The organism is Undibacterium sp. Dicai25W (assembly GCF_049340505.1).
Classification (GTDB): domain Bacteria; phylum Pseudomonadota; class Gammaproteobacteria; order Burkholderiales; family Burkholderiaceae_D; genus Undibacterium; species Undibacterium jejuense.
This window is the reverse complement of the sequence record NZ_JBMPOQ010000011.1, coordinates 90261-105125: the sequence shown is the minus strand read 5'-3', so window position 1 is coordinate 105125 and position 14865 is coordinate 90261. Positions and strand designations below refer to the sequence as shown.

The 14865-nt window shown below is 46.3% G+C and carries 9 protein-coding genes; 6 read left to right on the top strand and 3 right to left on the bottom strand.

Translation table 11 applies throughout. The features are described from left to right. Positions 1 to 47 precede the first annotated feature (47 nt). Positions 48 to 1277 carry a succinyldiaminopimelate transaminase gene (dapC, locus tag ACO0KY_RS13470; RefSeq protein WP_423046824.1) on the bottom strand — a complete coding sequence of 410 codons (1230 nt, stop codon included), beginning with the start codon at positions 1275 to 1277 and terminating at the stop codon, positions 48 to 50. 518 nt (positions 1278 to 1795) lie between these two features. Here dapC and ACO0KY_RS13465 point away from each other — a divergent pair. From ACO0KY_RS13465 to def, 6 genes are all read left to right on the top strand, one after another. Beyond that, positions 1796 to 2380: a hypothetical protein gene (locus ACO0KY_RS13465; protein ID WP_186910817.1), complete on the top strand. Its 585-nt coding sequence runs from the start codon at positions 1796 to 1798 to the stop codon at positions 2378 to 2380. A 293-nt stretch (positions 2381 to 2673) separates the two neighbouring features. After that, positions 2674 to 6198 carry a chromosome segregation protein SMC gene (gene smc, locus ACO0KY_RS13460; RefSeq protein ID WP_423046821.1) on the top strand — a complete coding sequence of 1175 codons (3525 nt, stop codon included), beginning with the start codon at positions 2674 to 2676 and terminating at the stop codon, positions 6196 to 6198. Further along, positions 6195 to 7349, top strand: a complete 1155-nt coding sequence (locus ACO0KY_RS13455; RefSeq protein ID WP_423046819.1) for a cell division protein ZipA C-terminal FtsZ-binding domain-containing protein — start codon at positions 6195 to 6197, stop codon at positions 7347 to 7349. Before smc ends, ACO0KY_RS13455 begins: the two co-directional genes overlap by 4 nt. 17 nt (positions 7350 to 7366) lie before the next feature. After that, the gene (gene ligA, locus ACO0KY_RS13450) at positions 7367 to 9763 is read left to right on the top strand and encodes an NAD-dependent DNA ligase LigA (RefSeq protein WP_423046817.1); all 2397 of its coding nucleotides are present in this window, start codon (positions 7367 to 7369) and stop codon (positions 9761 to 9763) included. Further along, positions 9760 to 10635: a UTP--glucose-1-phosphate uridylyltransferase GalU gene (gene galU / locus ACO0KY_RS13445; RefSeq protein ID WP_186910821.1), complete on the top strand. Its 876-nt coding sequence runs from the start codon at positions 9760 to 9762 to the stop codon at positions 10633 to 10635. Before ligA ends, galU begins: the two co-directional genes overlap by 4 nt. Positions 10636 to 10818: 183 nt before the next feature. Beyond that, positions 10819 to 11352, top strand: coding sequence for a peptide deformylase (gene def / locus ACO0KY_RS13440; protein WP_423046815.1), 534 nt, complete (start codon positions 10819 to 10821; stop codon positions 11350 to 11352). 132 nt (positions 11353 to 11484) lie between these two features. Here def and ACO0KY_RS13435 read toward each other — a convergent pair whose 3' ends face one another. Next, positions 11485 to 12231 carry a pseudouridine synthase gene (locus ACO0KY_RS13435; RefSeq protein WP_423046813.1) on the bottom strand — a complete coding sequence of 249 codons (747 nt, stop codon included), beginning with the start codon at positions 12229 to 12231 and terminating at the stop codon, positions 11485 to 11487. 81 nt (positions 12232 to 12312) lie between these two features. Continuing rightward, the gene (locus tag ACO0KY_RS13430; protein WP_423046811.1) at positions 12313 to 14865 is read right to left on the bottom strand and encodes a [protein-PII] uridylyltransferase; all 2553 of its coding nucleotides are present in this window, start codon (positions 14863 to 14865) and stop codon (positions 12313 to 12315) included.

Sequence of the window (14865 nt, the reverse complement as noted above, 5' to 3'; positions counted from 1 at the left end):
TTGAATAAATGGATGATACTAAAAAGTTATATAAGCATCGATTGCACTTATTGATTCTTTAAAAGGTCTTTGCAAAAAGCGACAATACGCTGAGCTGCCTCGAGGCATTCTTCCACTTCTGCGACCAAGGCCATACGAATCCGGTTTTGTCCCGGATTCATTCCATGCGCCTCTCGCGCCAGATAGCTACCCGGCAAAACCGTCACATTATATTGTTCATATAAACGCCTGGCGAATTCAGTATCACTGATGCCATGAAGGTGGTCGACTTTTGCCCACAAATAAAAAGCCGCATCTGGAAGGTCAACGTCTAAAACTTCTTTTAGTATAGGTGTGATTTGCGCAAATTTCTTAATGTACTTAGTCCGATTTTCTTGTACGTGAAGCTCGTCGTTCCAAGCGAGCGCTGAGGCCGCCTGTATCATGGGGCTCATTGCGCTACCATGGTAGGTTCGATATAACAAAAAGTTTTTGACGATTTCAGCGTCCCCAGCCACAAAGCCAGAACGCATGCCTGGCACATTGGAACGCTTTGACAAGCTTGATAGAGAAATAAGTCTCCGATAGTCTGCTCGGCCCAATAGCTGTGCCGCTTGCAAGCCACCTAAAGGCGCGTCTTCTTTAAAATAAATCTCAGAGTAGCATTCGTCAGCGGCAATGATAAAGCCATAGCGATCCGACAGATCGAATAATTCTTTCCAATCATCCAAATTTAATACGGCTCCAGTAGGATTCCCTGGTGAGCATACAAATAGGAGTTGAACGCGTTTCCAAATTTCTTCAGGAATACTGCCGTAATCAGGCGCAAAGTTGCGCGAAGGATTAGCGTTAGCGAAATACGGCTCAGCACCCGAAAGATAGGCCGCACCTTCGTAAATCTGGTAAAACGGATTGGGACAGATGATTAATGGGGCGCCATTTGCGCATTGTTCAGTATTAATAATCGTCTGAGCTAGAGAGAATAAGGCTTCCCGTGAACCGTTGACCGGTAAAATTTGCGTCGCCGGATTAAGTGCTGGAATGCTATAGCGTCTTGTTATCCATTGAGAAATAGAGGAGCGTAAGGCTTCCGATCCTGCCGTAAGAGGGTAGTTCGCAAGCCCATCCATATTATCAACGAGTGCTTGCTTAATAAATTCCGGAGTTGGGTGCTTGGGCTCACCAATCCCCAGACTGATTGCTTTGAATGATGCATTGGGCTTGGTATCCGCAAACAAGCGTTTCAGTTTCTCAAATGGATAAGGTTGCAACTTTGCGAGATGAGGATGGAAAGTCATTTTGGGTTTCTATCTATTTTTATTTATTTTGTGCAAGCTCGTTGCCAAATAAGTTGTTCCTTAAGTGATTCACGCATTATATCCTCACGGACATTCCTGTGAGAAATCCTTTGGCTTTAAATGTGGGAAGATCTTTGGCGAAACCAATGATACAGCGCTGTTTGTTTTTCTTCGTGAGCGTTGATGATTTCTAATGAGTCTTTATAAATCTTATTAAGTAAGCATGGAATGCGCGGCGTAGTGGTCATATAAAAAGTACATGTGGATACAAATAGGTCTAAAAAAATTACAACTACCCACTTGTTCTCAGTTTTTGATCGATTACTATACCGTGTTATTTAGTTATTACATGCGTGCTTGAGTTAAAATTGCCCGCGTAAAAAAAGATGTGTGAACTTTTACCCTCTTTTAAAGGCGGTAATGTGATTTCTATTCAAAATAATCACATACTTTGAAAAGTATGGGTGTTTTAGTGGTTAAGAAAATGGTTAAGAAAACGGTTGAGAAAAGAGGATGAAATGATAAAAGTAAAAACCTTAATGTTAAGCTCGTTAGTTGGGCTTGTTATAGCAGGTTGCGGTGGCTCATCTAATGCGCCAATAGGTGGCACCCTGACAGGGTTGGCAGGCGGGAGTACATTAACGCTATTGAATAATAATGCAAATCCGTTAACTCTTGGCGCGAATGGTTTTTTTACGTTTTCTTTGTATCTTCCATCTGGATCTGGCTACAATGTCACTGTTAATTCCCAGCCAATAGGTCAGACGTGTTCAGTAACAAATGGTACTGGAACAGTAAGCTCAAATGGTGCGGCCGTTACTAATGTTGCTGTGAATTGTGTTGCTAATTTACCGAACAATAATATTGTTTTTGGAAATTTGACTGGATTGCCGGCTGGTAAGCAGGTTGTTTTAACGAATGCTCAGGATACGTTGACACTAACAGTCAACGGAGCATTTGCGTTCCCGACCGCTGTACCAATTGGCGGCTCCTATCTGGTGTCTTTAAAAAGCCAGTCCCCGGGGTTGAACTGTACAACGGCTAATGTTTCCGGCACGATTCCAGCCACAGGATTTATCACTCAAGTTGTGGTTTCTTGCTAAGTAAATAAGTAAATAGTTAAATTGACTCACATTGTCATATATGTCGATGTGAGTTTTTTTTCTTGCGTTGGTTGTTGCACGTTTATTGTTTTTCTTAAGTAATGCGTTTCACTCGCATATCAACTGCAAGTAGTAATATTATTTTTTGTTATGGGAAGTTGTTCCGTAAATATCATAATTTGCCGATCAAATGGTATGATGCCAAAATACTAGCCAAGCCTCTATATGTCATTTTTTGTTTGTTCGAAAAATGAAGGTAGATATGACTGCAAAAGATAATTAAATTTCATTAAGTGCGATTAACTTCTATTAAATTGTCGGGATTCAAGTCATTCGTGGATCCCACTCACTTCCAGGTTCCTGGCCAGTTGGTCGGCGTTGTCGGTCCTAATGGTTGCGGAAAATCCAACATCATCGACGCGGTGCGTTGGGTGCTGGGCGAATCAAAAGCGTCCGAGTTGCGTGGCGAATCCATGCAGGACGTTATTTTTAATGGTTCGACGCATAGAAAACCAGCTGGACGTTCTTCCGTTGAGCTCGTCTTTGATAACAGTCTGGGTAAAGCTGCTGGCCAGTGGAGCCAGTACGGTGAAATTGCCGTCAAACGCACCTTAACACGCGATGGCACTTCGACCTATTACATCAATGGTCAGGCCGTACGTCGTCGTGATATTCAAGATATTTTTCTTGGAACAGGTTTGGGGCCCCGTGCCTACGCGATCATCGGCCAGGGTATGATTTCTCGCATTATCGAAGCGAGGCCTGAAGAGTTGCGCGTGTTTCTCGAAGAGGCGGCCGGTGTCTCACGTTATAAAGAGCGCCGCCGCGAAACTGAAAATCGCATTCACGATACGCATGAAAATTTGGTCCGTGTTGACGATATCTTGCGCGAGTTAAACGCCAATCTTGAAAAGTTGGAAGCGCAGGCTGTCGTTGCGAATAAATTTCATGAATTGCAGTCTGATCAGGAAGAAAAGCAAAAGTTATTGTGGTTGCTGCGTAAAAAAGAGGCGGCCAACGAGCAGCAAAAGTATTTTTCTGAAATTGAGAAGACCCAGCTGGATTTAGAAGAGCATACCGCCAAACTGCGGCATGTAGAATTAGAGCTCGAGCAAATGCGTCAGGCGCATTATGCCGTCGGTGATCGCATGCATCAGGCACAGGGTCACTTATATCAGACCAATGCAGAGATTGGCAGTCTTGAAGCACAGATTAAATTTGTCGTTGAATCGCGCAGCCGTTTGCAATCACAATTGCACTCATTGACCGCGCAACGAGATCAATGGCAAACACAAAGTCATCATCTGCAAGATGAATTGGCTGAAGCCGAGATTCATGTCGAAGAACTGGCCATGCGTGCCGAACAAGCAGCAGAGGTGGCACATTCTCAGGGCGATACGTTACCTGCGATGGAGCAGGTATGGCGCGAGTCGCAACTGAAGACGACAGAATCACGCGCCAAAATTATGCAGATGCAACAACAGATAGAACTTGAATCTGCGCATCAACGCAATGCGTCAAATATTCTCAACTCTCTGGCGGCGCGTAAAGAGCGCTTACAGCAAGAAAAGCAAGGTCTGGCCATGCCAGATTCCAGTCATTTAGAAAATTTATCCTTCCAACTGGAAGAGAAAAAGCAAATGCTGGAAGAGTTGTCGATGCAGCTCGAAGAGTCGCAACAGCAACTACCACTAATGGAAGACGCTCGCAAGCAGGCACAAACTCAGGTGAATCAGGATGCGGCTGAATTGGCGCAACTGGAAGCCCGTTTGCTCGCGCTCAAACAATTGCAAGAAAAAGTACAGACGCAAGGTAAAGTGCAACCATGGTTGGAAAAACACGAGCTCGGCGGCTTACCAAAACTTTGGCAAAAACTGCACATTGAAGCTGGTTGGGAAACTGCACTCGAGTCTGTTCTGCGTGAGCGTACAGCTTCTCTGGAAATGTCCAATCTTGATTGGGCGAAAGCCTTTTTTAGCGATGCTCCCCCTGCAAAGCTCGCAGTGTATAGTCCGCAGATTTCTGGCGAACAAATTCTCCCTGCACCTGGCTTAAAGCCATTTTTAAGTCTGCTTCAATTAAACGATGCTGGCGTGCGTGGTCTGATGCAAGATTGGTTGCACCAAGTTTATGTTGCCGAAGATGTGACTGCTGCCTTTGTAGACAGAGTCAAATTACCAGCTGGCGCATCATTTGTGACCAAACAAGGGCATGTGATTTCACGCTCGAGTGTGCGCTTCTACGCCTCAGACTCTGAGCAAGACGGTGTCCTGGGTCGCCAGCAAGAAATAGAAAATATCGGCAAGCAATGCCGTGCTAAGCAATTGCTTGCTGATGAGGCAAAATCCGGTGCGATTCGAGCTGAGGCTGCTTATACTCAGGCAGCCCAGCAATTGCAAGATCTGCGTCAGCGAGTCAGTTCTTTGACGCAGAATACCCACAGTCTTCAAATCGAATACATGAAACTGGCTGAAGTACAAGAACGCTTTAATCAGCGTAGTACGCAAATCAGTACCGATTTGATGGAAATTGCTACGCAAGAAGCGGAACAACAGCAAATCCGTGCAGAGTCTGAACAAAAGTTTGAAATGCTCGACTTAGAACTGGCTGAACTTCAAGAATCACACGAGGACGGACAGACCGCGTACCTCGAAAAAGAACAGCAACTCAATAACGCACGTCAGCGTTTGCGCGAGCTTGAATTAGCGGCACAAGAGGCATCTTTTGCGGAGAAATCTCATCGCAGTAAGATGGAAGAAATGCGCAGAAATATTGCGACCGCGCTGGAGCAATCTGCTCAACTATTTGCTAGTATGCAACAAGGACAGTTAGAGCTGGAATCCATGAATGATCAGGCTGCGCAAGCTGGTCTTCAAGATTTGTTGGATAGACGCAGTGAGCAAGAGCGCGCGCTGGCTGATGCAAGGCATGAATTGGATCAATTGACGCAAAAACTGCGTCAACACGAAGACAGTAAAACGCAAACCGAACGTGGCCTCCAACCACAACGTGATCGTATCGTTGAGTTGCAACTCAAAGAACAGGCTGCTCGTCTGGCGCAAGAACAATATGCGGAACAGTTGCGAAATTTTGAGGTTGATGAAGATAAATTATCCGAAAAACTCCATGCAGATTTGAAACCATCTTATTTGCAAGGTGAGGTGACGCGCCTGACGAATGCAATTGCCGCATTAGGTGCAGTTAACATGGCAGCACTGGATGAATTAGCGCAGGCAAAAGAGCGTAAAACGTTCCTTGATTCACAACATGCTGATCTGACGGAAGCCATCACGACCTTGCAAGATGCGATTCATAAGATCGATATTGAGACGCGCGAATTGTTGCAGGATACCTTCGACAAGGTTAATCATCATTTCGCTGAATTGTTCCCGATCTTGTTTGGCGGTGGTCAGGCAAAATTAATCATGACTGGCGATGAAATTCTGGATTCAGGCGTGCAAGTGATGGCGCAGCCGCCTGGCAAAAAGAATGCCACGATTCACTTGTTGTCAGGTGGCGAAAAAGCGCTGACTGCAACGGCTCTCGTATTCTCAATGTTTCAGCTCAATCCTGCACCGTTCTGTTTGCTTGATGAGGTTGATGCTCCTTTGGATGATTCGAATACCGAACGTTTCTGTAAGATGGTGAAACGGATGTCCTCCAATACCCAATTTTTATTTATCTCCCACAACAAAATTGCAATGGAAATGGCGCAACAATTGATTGGCGTTACCATGCAAGAGCAGGGAGTTTCCCGAATTGTGGCGGTAGACATGGAGTCTGCTGTCAATTTTGCTACTGAGGTTCAAGCGGCATGACCGATTTTCAAATAAGTTTATTAATTGCTGGCGGCACATTGGTCGTTGGAGTCGTAATTTTTAACAAATGGCAAGAATATAAGGCAAAAAAGACAGTTGAAAACGCCTTTGCGGATGGACACGATGATGTATTGCTCAATCCTGACGCTCCCGTCGATGCGACGCAGAGGCAAGAGCCAGTGTTCGCAGACAAAGAGCTGGATATCGAACCAGTCGTAAAAAAAACGCGTCCATCTGCTCCTGTCCAGGAGGAACTGCTTGGCACGTCAAAAGATACAGGTTCGGAAGAAGTACCGATGCCGCACGACGAGCCAGTTGCAGAGCCATTAACTAGTTCTTTGCTACCTGTGCTGGCGCGAGAATTACCAGTCGATGAATTAATTGACTGTGTTATTCCTTTAGAATTCGATACGCCAATTCGCGGTGAAAAGATTTTGGGTGAAATCGCTGATCTCAAATATGTGGGTAAGAAACCCGTCCATTTTATCGGGCAAAGAGATGATGGCGAACGTGACGTGATCGCGACAGGTGGCGCTTACACTGCTATATTTGCTGGCATTCAGATGGTGAGTCGTAGTGGTCCGTTGAGTGAGCTTGAATATTCCGAGTTCATCATGAAACTGCGTGTCATCGCTGATAACTTAAATGCGCATCCAGATATTCCTGACATGAATAAAGTGATTTTACATGCTCGTGAATTACATCAATTTGTCGCTGAACACGATGCACAATTAAGTGTCAACGTCGCAGCAAACGGTGCGCCGTGGGCATTGAATACATTATTGGCTGCGTTAGAGAAAATGGGGTTTGATCAACGCCCTGACGGACGCTTAATGATGCCTGATGGTGATGGCGGCAGCTTATTTACCCTTTCTACCAATGTTGGTGTGAGTGAGGTTATGACTTCACGTTTGACATTGTTATTGGATGTGCCATGCGTTGCACCATCACGCGATAGTTTTGGTGCTATGGCAGCATGTGCACGTTCGCTCGCTACGCGACTAGGTGGCACCGTAGTGGACGACGGCAATCAGCCAATTTCCAAGGCTGCGCTGGATGAAATAGCTGGTCAAGTCAATGAGTTCTACGGTGCTATGGCTGAGGCGCAGATTCCGGCAGGGTCCTTGCGTGCCCAGCGTTTGTTTAGCTAAACAGGTAATCTAGTTTCATGCAAAATGATTTGTTTGGCGACGGTGAATCAAATACCGTCGCGAATACGCTAACGCCAGAAGCGCAGCGTGCTGCTGTGGTTCGAGCAGAGCTTGAACGCCATAGCTATGCTTACTACGTCCTGGACGCACCGACTATTCCGGATAGTGAGTATGACAAGCTGTTCCGCGAGCTACAGCAGTTGGAAGAGCAATTCCCTGAATTAAAAACGCCTGACTCTCCTACCTTGCGGGTAGGTGGAGCTGCGCTTGCTGAGTTTGGTCAGGTTCAGCACGCCGTGCCAATGTTATCCTTAAATAATGCGTTTGAGGATGAGGATATTCAGGCATTTGACCGACGGGTCTCTGAAGGCTTAAACGCCAATAATGCTATCGAGTATGCGATTGACCTCAAGTTTGATGGTTTGGCGATTAATTTGCGCTATATAAATGGCGTATTTACACAGGCAGCGACGCGGGGTGATGGCTTTACCGGCGAAGATGTTACGGAAAATATTCGCACTATTCGCAGTATCCCCTTGCGTTTAAACACAAACAACCCACCAGTAGTATTGGATGTACGCGGTGAAGTGTTAATGTTTAAAAATGATTTTGCTCATTTAAACCAGCGTCAGCGTGATGCCGGCGCAAGAGAATTTGCAAATCCACGTAATGCGGCGGCAGGGAGTTTGCGACAGTTAGATTCGAAAATAACAGCTCAGCGCAACTTACGATTTTTTGCGTATGGAATTGGTTATCTCGAAGGTGCAGAGGCACCTGAATCTCATCGTGAACTTTTGCAATGGTATCAAGTGATGGGCATTCCAGTCTGCGATGAAAATGCGGTGGTCACAGGTGCTGCCGGTTTACTTGATTTCTATCGCTGCATCCAAACCAAACGTCCTTCACTTGCGTACGAAATTGATGGTGTGGTCTACAAGGTCAACAGCTTTGCGCAGCAAGAGGAGTTAGGTTTTGTTTCGCGTGCTCCGCGTTTTGCGATTGCGCACAAGTTTCCGGCGGAAGAGGCACTAACGGTAGTACAGGGGATTGATATTCAAGTTGGACGTACCGGCGCTTTGACGCCGGTTGCACGTCTGGCGCCAGTATTTGTTGGTGGCGTGACGATCACTAATGCGACACTGCACAATGAAGATGAAATTCGACGCAAAGATGTTCGCATAGGCGATACCGTCATCGTACGGCGTGCTGGGGACGTAATTCCGGAAGTGTTAGCGGTCGTGATCGAGCGTAGACCCGAGCCTGCGCCATCGATGTTTGAGATGTTAAAAAGCTGCCCTGTTTGCGGTTCCCATGTTGTGCGGGAAGAGGGAGAGGCGGTGGCGCGATGCACTGGAGGTTTGTTTTGCTCGGCACAACGAAAAGAAGCCTTGCGACATTTTGCTTCGCGCAAGATGATGGACATCGATGGACTGGGTGAGCGTTATATTGACAATCTGGTGGAGTTCGACTATGTGCGCGGTATTGCTGACCTTTATAAATTAAGCCTGGCTGATTTGCTGGAGATGAAGCGTCGCGCTGACGAGCGTGAAGGCGTTATTCCTGAAACAGTTCAGCAAGGAAAAATTGCGACCAAGTGGGCAGAAAATCTTATTGATGCGATTGCTGCGAGCAAGCAACCGCCATTAGAACGCTTCTTGTTTGCGCTCGGTATACGTCATGTGGGTGAATCGACGGCGAAGACGCTGGCAGAGTGGTTGGGTAGCCTTGAATTAATACGTCATTCGCCGTTGAGTTTATTTTTGATTTTGCCCGACGTAGGTCCTGTTGTCGCTGAAGCAATAGCTGACTTTTTTGCTGAAGAAAAAAACCAACAAGCGCTGGATGAGCTATTGAAAGCTGACGTAAGACCGGGAGGTGAGCATCCGCCAAGTGCAAAATTGCGGCAGTACCTCCAAAGCTCCGTGTTGTTAGCTACTCTTGGAATTCCAAAATTAACCACAACCCGTTGCAAACAATTGCAAGACCGCGGCCTGACGCTGGTAAATTTGGCAGAAATCGGAGATGATGGTTTTGTGCAACTTGGTTTGCCTGCCGACGTCAATGCCGCGCTGCTGGAATGGCTCTCGGCTCCAAAAAATAGACAACAATTGCTTCAACTGGAAAATTTGCGCTTGCAGTTATTAGCGCAAATTCCCGAGGTGACCGACGCTGAAGGCTCGTTGAGCGGAAAGACTTTTGTATTGACAGGCACCTTGCCGACACTGAGTCGGGAGCAGGCAAGCGCTTTAATTGAAGCGCACGGTGGTAAAGTATCCGGCTCAGTGTCCAAAAAAACCAGCTTTGTCGTCGCAGGAGACGAGGCGGGTAGTAAGCTGGTAAAAGCACAGGAATTAGGTATTACCATATTAACCGAAGCAGATTTGCTTCACATTGTTCACGGAGCTGAGAAATGAGAAAAATAAAAAAAGCGGTTTTCCCTGTCGCTGGTTTGGGAAGTCGTTTCTTGCCTGCAACCAAAGCGCAACCAAAGGAAATGTTGCCTATCGTTGATAAGCCTCTGATTCAATACGCGGTGGAAGAAGCGGTAGAGGCAGGCATCACCGAAATGGTGTTTATTACCGGTCGCAATAAGCGTGCGATAGAAGATCATTTCGATAAAGCCTATGAACTGGAAAGTGAATTGGAAGCAGCAGGTAAAGAAGCGCTGTTGGATCTGGTGCGTAATGTTATTCCAAAAAACATTAATTGTATTTATATCCGTCAACCGGCGGCATTGGGTCTTGGCCATGCGGTTTTGTGCGCCCGTCCGGTGATTGGCGATGATCCATTCGCAGTCTTGTTAGCTGACGACTTGATGGACTCTGATGTAGGTGCACCATCTGTCATGGCTCAAATGGCAAGGCAATATGAACAAGAAGGTGGAAGTATTATTGCGGTGCAAGAAGTACCGCGCGAATTCACACGTCAATACGGTATTGTCAGCGGTACGGCGTATAAAGATCGTCTGGAGCGCGTACAAGCAATTGTCGAAAAACCGATGCCTGACGTAGCGCCATCCACATTGGCGGTTGTTGGCCGCTATATTTTGTCAGGACGCATTTTCTCTTATCTGGAAAACCTTGGCAAAGGTTCTGGTGGTGAGATTCAATTGACTGACGGTATTGCAGCGATGCTGAAAGACTTCCCAGTCTATGCGTATCGTTCTGAGGCAACTCGTTACGATTGCGGTTCTAAACTCGGTTATCTTAAAGCCAGCGTTGCATTGGGTTTGAAACATAGAGAAACGAGTGCTGAATTTTCTGAATTTCTTAAATCAATCAAATAAGCATTTAATCTTGAGCTAAAGGCGTTCGTCGGGCGCGAATTTTTGTAACGTTCGCTATGCTGAATTAAAAAAATGCGGTCAAGATGTTGAATCTGATCGCATTTTTTTATTTGTGTTTATACTCTAATGCATCAACCGTATCAACCGCATCGACCTCATCGACTAATTTTTTAAGGCATTTAAATGATTCACCCAATACTAAAAATGGGCGATCCGCGTTTATTGCGTGTCGCAAAAAGCGTCGCCACATTTGATACGCCTGAATTGCATCAGATTATTGCCGACATGTTTGAAACGATGAAGGCTGCAAACGGTGCTGGTTTAGCTGCGCCACAGATTGGCATTGATTTGCAACTCGTCATTTTTGGCTTTAAAACAAACCCGCGGTATCCCGATGCACCGTTGGTACCAGAAACTGTGCTGATCAATCCTGTCCTGACACCTTTGTCGGATGCAATTGAAGATGGGTGGGAAGGGTGCTTATCTGTGCCGGGCATGCGTGGCGTGGTGCCACGATGGTCAGCATTGCGTTACGAGGGATTCGACCAATATGGTCAAGTAATTTCGCGCGAAGTAGAGGCTTTTCATGCTCGTGTCGTGCAGCATGAGTGTGATCATCTGGATGGAATGTTGTACCCTATGCGCATCAAGGACTTTAGTCAATTTGGTTTTACAGAGGTCTTATTTCCTGAATTGAATCCTGAGGATGACGACTAAAACAAAAAAGAGAAGATGCATTGCTACATCTTCTCTTTTTTTGATCGGATCGACTGGGAATTCTTTCAAGGCGACCTTAATGTTAATTCATAAAAATGAATGAATTTCTATTTTATTCATCGATTTCTCAAATCAAAACATTTCATCTTCACGCAAATAACGCCATTGGCCTTCAGGGAGATTACCCAATCTGACTTTTCCAATGCGAACCCGTTTCAGGCCTAATACTTTTAAACCGACCATCTCGCACATGCGGCGAATTTGGCGTTTCTTGCCTTCACGCAGAATGAAATTGAGCTGATCTTCATTTTGCCAGCTGACTTTGGCAGGCAGTAATTTTTTGCCATCCAGGCTCAAGCCGTGATTGAGGCGTCGCAAGTCTTGATCTGGTAATTTCCCAGTTCCACTATACGCTACGCGTACCAGATATTCTTTTTCAACGACCGTATTTTCACCGATCAAATGTTTGGCGACGCGACCATCTTGTGTCAAGACCAGGAGTCCGACGGAATCGATATCGAGTCGTCCGGCTGGAACCAGGCTGCGCAACTGTGTTGGATGAAAAGTCGTATCGACACTATCCTCGGACCAGCGGTTTTCTGGCTTGATGAGAGCAACGGCGGGTGTATAGCCATCTTCTGCTTGTCCGCTGACATAACCGACAGGTTTGTTGATAAGGATGGTGACACGTTTGGATTGCTCAGCCGCAGCTTGCCGTTCCACGGTTACTTTTTGGTGTGGTAAAACTTTGCTACCCAGTTCATCAACGACTTTGCCGTCAACCCGCACCCAACCCCGAGCGATCCATTCATCGGCTTCGCGCCGCGAGCATAGTCCCAGTTCGGACATGCGTTTTGAGAGTCGTACTAATTCTGTCATTTTTTAAATATCTTGCTGTGAAATTGAAACTAGCTATTTCAATATATTTTAATAAAATCAAATAGGTCGCGAGCTTACACCCTAAACTCTTAAAGCATCAAGCAAATCAGTTTCAAATTGAATTTGGGTTCGCGCCCCTTGCAATGCCGCGCCATCAACGATGAAGACGTCTTCAACGCGCTCACCCAGAGTCATGATCTTTGCTGTATGCAAATTGATCTTGTATTTAGTTAATATTTCTGCGACGGCGTAGAGAAGACCATTTCTATCGTTTGCAGAAATGGAGAGCAGATAAAATTGCCCCTTGTCGTCTGGGCGTAAATCCACGGTCGGCACGATAGGAAAGCTACGTGACATGCGCGATAAACGCCCTCTATTTGGCGGAGATAAAGGCGTCTGCTTGGCAAGTACTGCACTCAGCTCATGTTCTATCAGGTTGATAATGTCACGATATTGATGGGCAAATGTTGGCTCCGTCACCATGAAGGTGTCTAACGCGTAACCATTTTTGCTAGTATGAATCTTGGCGTCCAGGATGCCGAAATTTTTACTGTCAAAATAATTGCATATGCGTGCAAACAGATCGGGTTGGTCTTTGACGTAGACCGTCACCTGCAATCCTTCACCAATGGGTGAAAGACGGCATTTGACGACCGGTGTGGTACTGTCAATCTTGTCGTGTAAAACGCGGGTTTGCCAAGCGATATCGGATGCGTCATGGCGTAAAAAATAGGCCACATCTAGTTGTTGCCAGAATTTTTCATGTGCATCAGGGGCTATGCCAACTAAGCGTAATGCTTTTAATGCTTCTTCTTGTCGGTTTTTGAGTTCACGGTCTTTAGATGGAGTTTCTCCGCCCAGAACGCGTAAAGTCATGCGATATAAATCTTCGAGCAATTTGCCTTTCCAGCCATTCCATACTTTGGGACTGGTGCCACGTATATCTGCCACCGTCAGAAGATACAGTGCGGTCAGGTGGCGCTCATCTTTCACCACGCTGGCAAATTGCTTGACGACATCCGGATCGGATAAGTCTTGTTTTTGAGCGACATGTGACATCGTGAGGTGGTTTTGTACCAAAAAAACGATGAGTTCAGTGTTGGCGCGAGTTAACCCGTGGTCGTAGCAGAATTTTTTGGCATCTGCCATCCCCAAAACGGAGTGATCGCCGCCGCGCCCTTTTGCGATGTCATGAAACAAAGCCGCAATATACAAAACCCAGGGCTGCGTAAAGTTCGCCATCAATTGGCTGCAGAATGGGTATTCGTGCGCGTGTTCTGGCATGGTAAATCGTCGCAAATTACGTACGACCATCAGAATATGCTGATCAACTGTATAGGCATGAAACAAGTCATGCTGCATTTGGCCGATAATGCGCCGGAAATTTGGTAAATATCTGCCAAGGATGCTCATTTGATTCATGCGGCGCAATGCATGGGTAATGCCCTGCGGGGACTGCAAAATTTGCAAAAATAAAGAACGATTGAAAATATTGTGCCTGAACTCCGCATCCATGAGTAAGCGCGCATGCCACAACGCACGTGACGTTCGGGCGGTCATTCCTTTTAATTCGCTATGTCTTGCCAGAACTAAAAATACTTCCAGAAGTGCAGAGGGTGAAGACTCAAAGGTGTCATCCCGTGCAATGTCAATAAAGCCATTCACCTCATTGAAATGCTCATTAATAGGGCGTGGTACTGATGGCTGCGGGAATAGCACGGCCTCAATATTTTGCAAGAGAATCAGATTGAGCTGAGTGACTGCCTTCGCCGCCCAATAATACCTTTGCATCAGATATTCACTAGCGCGACGTGACTCCGTCGTCTTAAAACCAAACGATTCCGCGATCGGAGTCTGTACGTCAAAAATCAAACGATCTTCTCTTCGACCTGCGTGGATGTGCAGGCGAATTCGTATATCTTTGAACGCACGCTCATTACGTTTGAGTTGGCGTGCCTCTGTATTAGTGATCAGGCCGCGGTCAGCTAATTCTCGCCATGAGTTACCCAGGTGGGCCGCTTTTGCGACCCATAAAATTACCTGTAGATCGCGCAAACCCCCTGGACTCTCTTTGCAATTTGGTTCCAGACTGTATGGCGTGTCTTCGTATTTGACGTGTCGTTGCTGTAATTCCAGCAGTTTTTCCTGGAAAAACTTTTGCGGATTCATTGCCGATGAATAGCGCTCTTGTAATTCCCAGAAGAGCTTTCGGCTACCAGTCACCAGGCGTGCTTCGAGCAGGCTGGTTTGCACCGTGATATCAGCGCTAGACTCTTGCAAACATTCGTCTACGGTGCGGATACTATGTCCAATATCTAAGCCGATATCCCAGAATAGTTGCACCAGATTTTCGAGCTTTTCTTTCTCTGCTGGCTCTGGTGCTTTGTTCAGCAGAATCAGGACATCCACATCGGACTGTGGAAATAGCTCACCTCGCCCGTACCCGCCAACGGCGACCAGAGAGTATTCTTTAGGTAGTTGAAAATGCTTCCAGACTTTTTCCAGAACCTGATCAACATGTCGACATAAGTCGTGCAGCAGCTGTTCAGCTTTGTGATCTGCGTTGAAGGCGCGAATAATTGCAGCCTGACCTGTCTTGATTTCCTCTTTGAATGCGAGAGCGGGTGAGAGCAT